Consider the following 3553-nt stretch of genomic DNA (forward strand, 5'->3'; position numbering starts at 1 on the left):
ACAACGGCTGGAAGGTGCGTGACCTGCGCGCTTTGCGGCGCGACAAGATTGGCTTTGTCTTTCAGGCGCCCTACCTGATCCCGTTTCTCGACGTCACCGACAACGTGGCGCTGCTGCCGATGCTCGCAGGCGTCGCCAATGCGGAGTCGCGCCAGCAGGCCTTGGCGCTGCTCACGGCGCTGGATGTGCAGCACCGGGCTCGGGCCATGCCCGCGCAGCTTTCCGGAGGAGAGCAGCAGCGTGTGGCTATCGCGCGTGGCTTGGTGAATCGCCCGCCGGTGATTCTGGCCGACGAGCCTACGGCGCCACTCGATAGCGAGCGCGCCATGGTCGTCATCCGCATCCTCAATGAAATGGCGCGTCAGTTCGAGACCGCCATCATCGTCGTCACCCACGACGAGAAGATCATTCCGACGTTCAAGCGGATCTATCACATCCGCGACGGGGTGACCCATGAGGAAGTTGGCGAGGGGAGGCCATTCGAGTGAGGGGAGCAGAAATGACGTTACGCAGGCCTCGCGACATCTTGATCGGGAGATCGTGTGGGTCAGTGGACGGATACGGGACGGAAGGCGGTGGCTTTGGTGGCGATGTTTCGCGATCTATCGGCATGCAACTGCATCAAGTGCCGATACGGCGGCAAGCGCAAGTCGCTTTCCCTTGGGACCTATCCGGACGTCCCATTCACACGCGCTCAGTCTCGCCATCGGGCGGCGCGGCGGTTGCTCGCGGCCGGCGTCGATCCGTCGGCCGGGCGGCGCCAACTACGGGGTATCGAGGGCGACAAGCCTGAGGTCGGTTGTGAGACTTCCGGGAACTGGCTTCACGCCGCGCAGGTGGTTTGAGATTGGTCCGAAATGCTCACTTATGGTGACTCAAAGCCTTGCTTCATAAACCATCCGCCAGGCTCTAAGGGCGATGGAGGGCGGCTATCGGGATGTAGCGGCGGTCATAGGACCTGACTGGTATGCGGCTCGCGCTCAACTCTTCCCGCCGAGTAAAACTCCACGTACATCCTCATCGGACCTAGTGGCGAGACTTCGTGAGGCTGCTCGGGACTGACGATGCCTGGCACGCCGACCAGCAAAACCTGTTCGCTGGGCGGTTCCAGAATGCGGTAGAGCAGGCTGCCCTCAACTACGTGTATGAGCGCCCAGACACCGGCTTTGGTGCGGTGCTCGCGGCGCAGACCTGCCGGCAGGCTGTCCTGATCGAAAATCGGCGTCTGCTTGTAGGCAGTGAGTCCAGCGGGAAGTAAATTGTTCACAATCATGCCTCCGGCGTCGCGTGTACCAGGCGCTGACCGCTGGCAAGCAGCACGCCACGACTGCTGGCAACCCCCATCTCGATGCTGCGGGCAATGCGCTCGGCACGCTCAACGAAGACGGCTGCGGCCTTCGGGGTGCAGACTTCGCGGGCCGTCTGCCTGAATAGCTGAAGCCAGCGATCAAAGTGCGCCGCCTCGACTGGCAGCGCCAGATGCTTCTGCATGGGCGATCCATGGTAGCGCCCACTCATCAGGACTACCGACGACCAGAATTGACACAGGCGCTGCAGGTGGTGGTCCCATTCCGAGATGCGTGCCGCGAATATTGGGCCAATCAGTTCGTCGCAGCGCACCCGGGCATAGAACGCATGCACCAGCTTCTCGATCATCACCTCGTCAATACCAGTGTCAGCCTGGAGTTGCTCAACGATCCGGGTTCGCCTCTCGGCTTCCGGCTGTGTGCTGCTCATGTAGTACCCATTGGCCGGTACTTCGAGACGTTGGTTTTTCGCCGCCCCAATAGGCGGGCATAGCCCTCAATATCTGGGACAAGATCGGCAATCGTGAACTGATCAAGATGCCGCGCGAAGGCTTCCAGTGCGCCTGACAAGGCATGCCGCAAACCACAGGCCGGTGTCACGACGCAGGTGTTGGTCGCTGCGTCGAAGCATTCCACGAACGACCCGGTATCTTCCATGGCGCGAAATACTGATCCGACGTTCAGCACAGAAGCGGATCGCGCGAGTTTCAGTCCGCCGCCCCGGCCGCGCACGCTTTCGACGAATCCCTCGGCCGTCAGCCGCTGCGCCACTTTCATCAGGTGGTTCTTCGAGATGCCGTAGGCGCGGGCAATCTCGGCGATCGAATGATGGCCGTCCCGTGCTGCCAGGAACATCAATGTTCGCAAGGCATAGTCGGATTGAACGGACAGCCTCATGAAAGAGGTATAGCATATACATCTTTAATAAGCATCAACTTTGGCGACGTTGGCGACAACCGCCGACTCCTCAGAACCAGGGGGCAGGGTCATGCAGGAATACGCAACCACATTCAGCGTGAAGCGGCTGTGGACAGTTCTGGCGGTGGGCATGTTCGTCATGTTTGGCGTTCTGCTGCTGATGGGGCGGCAGATCTACCAGCTGGCGCCACCCATCCCTGAAGCGGTGACAGCGAAGAATGGCGAGACCTTGTTCACTCGCGCCGATATCGAGACTGGGCAGAATGTCTGGCAGTCGATCGGTGGCATGGAACAAGGGTCGATCTGGGGCCATGGCAGCTACCTGGCTCCGGACTGGAGCGCTGACTGGTTGCATCGGGAAGCGCAGGCACTGCTGGCATTGTCTTCATCCATGGCCCCGACAGGCGTATCCCCGGCGCAAGCCGATGCCATCAGCAAGGCTGCGTTGCAGAACGAGATGCGTGCCAACACCTATGACCCCGCATCGGGCGTCATAACCGTGAGCAAAACGCGCGCGTTGGCCATCAAGCAGGTGCAGGCGCATTTCGTCAGCCTGTATGTAGGCGATGACGCAGCCTCGCTCGATCTGCGCCGCAGCTATGCCTTCCCGGTCCATGGCCGGTTGTCGGCTACGGAAGCCAAGCAGCTTTCAGCGTTCTACTTCTGGACGGCATGGGGCGCGACGACGAACCGCCCTGGTCAGAACATCACCTATACCAGCAACTGGCCCCACGAACCGCTCGTTGGAAACACGCCAACCACCGGCACCTTGATGTGGAGCCTGGCCTCAGTGATTCTGCTGCTCGCTGCTGCCGGCGCGCTGATCGCCTACTACGCCAAGCAGTTCGATGTCTGGCGCGTCGACATGCTTCCGGAAAAGGGCATGGCAGCGTCGGATGTGCTGAGCGGTGCGACCATCACGCCTTCGATGCGGGCGACCGCGAAGTACTTCTGGGTGGTGTGCGCACTATTTGTGGCGCAGGTGCTGCTCGGCATCGTCACCGCGCACTATGCGGTGGAGGGACAAGGGCTGTACGGCCTGCCGTTCGCCGAATATCTGCCGTACGCCGTCACACGCACCTGGCACACTCAGCTCGCCGTGCTGTGGATCGCCACCGCATGGCTGGCGACCGGGCTCTACGTTGCGCCCATGCTGGCGGGACGTGATCCCAAATACCAGCGGTTTGGCGTCAATTTCCTGTTCATCAGTCTGCTCGTTATCGTGGTCGGGTCCTTTGCCGGCCAGTGGGCCGCCGTACACAGATTGTTCGGAACGCTGAAGGCCAACTTCTGGTTCGGGCATCAGGGCTATGAATATGTAGACCTAG

At 61.1% G+C, this 3553-nt stretch carries 6 protein-coding genes; 3 read left to right on the forward strand and 3 right to left on the reverse strand.

What is annotated here, in order from left to right; genetic code table 11:
• Nucleotides 1-488, forward strand: a 488-nt coding sequence (locus tag IT549_RS06850) for an ATP-binding cassette domain-containing protein (RefSeq protein ID WP_292971223.1), incomplete at its 5' end; no start/stop codon positions are given.
• Nucleotides 489-590: 102 nt separating this feature from the next.
• Complete coding sequence (locus IT549_RS16180) at nt 591-845, forward strand: Arm DNA-binding domain-containing protein (protein ID WP_365776361.1); 255 nt, start codon at nt 591-593, stop codon at nt 843-845.
• Nucleotides 846-949: 104 nt separating this feature from the next.
• On the opposite strand, the gene IT549_RS06855 is transcribed toward IT549_RS16180, so the two are convergent.
• The 3 genes from IT549_RS06855 to IT549_RS06865 are packed head-to-tail and all read right to left on the reverse strand — an operon-like array spanning nt 950 to nt 2204.
• Nucleotides 950-1273 carry a DUF1971 domain-containing protein gene (locus IT549_RS06855; protein ID WP_292971225.1) on the reverse strand — a complete coding sequence of 108 codons (324 nt, stop codon included), beginning with the start codon at nt 1271-1273 and terminating at the stop codon, nt 950-952.
• A complete protein-coding gene (locus IT549_RS06860; protein WP_292971227.1) occupies nt 1270-1737 on the reverse strand; it encodes a group III truncated hemoglobin in 468 nt (155 codons plus the stop codon). The genes IT549_RS06855 and IT549_RS06860 overlap by 4 nt, the downstream gene beginning before the upstream one ends.
• A complete protein-coding gene (locus IT549_RS06865; protein WP_292971229.1) occupies nt 1734-2204 on the reverse strand; it encodes an Rrf2 family transcriptional regulator in 471 nt (156 codons plus the stop codon). Before IT549_RS06865 ends, IT549_RS06860 begins: the two co-directional genes overlap by 4 nt.
• 91 nt (nt 2205-2295) lie before the next feature.
• Between IT549_RS06865 and IT549_RS06870 the strand changes: the two genes are divergently transcribed.
• On the forward strand, nt 2296-3553 hold a 1258-nt coding region (locus IT549_RS06870; RefSeq protein ID WP_292971231.1), incomplete at its 3' end, for a cbb3-type cytochrome c oxidase subunit I.

Source organism: Novosphingobium sp., assembly GCF_020852455.1.
GTDB lineage: Bacteria > Pseudomonadota > Alphaproteobacteria > Sphingomonadales > Sphingomonadaceae > Novosphingobium.